This is a genomic window from Flavobacterium tistrianum (assembly GCF_003254545.1).
Taxonomy (GTDB): Bacteria; Bacteroidota; Bacteroidia; order Flavobacteriales; family Flavobacteriaceae; genus Flavobacterium; species Flavobacterium tistrianum.
In genome coordinates this window covers 1-356 of record NZ_QJRH01000025.1, presented here as the reverse complement: position 1 = coordinate 356, position 356 = coordinate 1, and the positions used below count along the sequence as shown (strand labels likewise).

The 356-nt window shown below is 34.8% G+C and carries 1 protein-coding gene; it reads left to right on the top strand.

The window, feature by feature from the left end:
* On the top strand, positions 1 to 211 hold a 211-nt coding region (locus DMB71_RS22050; protein ID WP_204251750.1), incomplete at its 5' end, for a hypothetical protein.
* Between the last annotated feature and the right edge of the window lie 145 nt (positions 212 to 356).

Genomic DNA, 356 nt, shown 5'->3' with positions numbered 1-356 from the left:
GAAAACGTTCACAGAAATACTGCCAGGAAACTTAATCGAATCGAAAAGAGATTTTCGAAAAAAAAAGATTGAAAAAGTCTTGCAGGATTTGAAAAATGCTTTTACATTTGCACCCCGCAAATACGGGAAGTTCATTGAAAGATTGGAGGAAGAGATTGAAAAGGGAAGCGAAAAAAAAGCTTCAAAATTTTTTCATTTTTTTCTTGCATGAAAGAAAAAGAATTTCTAGTTTTGCACCCGCTTTGAGAGATAAGCGAAAACGGAAAAAGACACGTTCGTAGACATATTGGATTGACAGCCGTTCTGATGAAAATCAGAACAAGAAAAAATAAGAGTAATGGAATCGGGAGATTCGA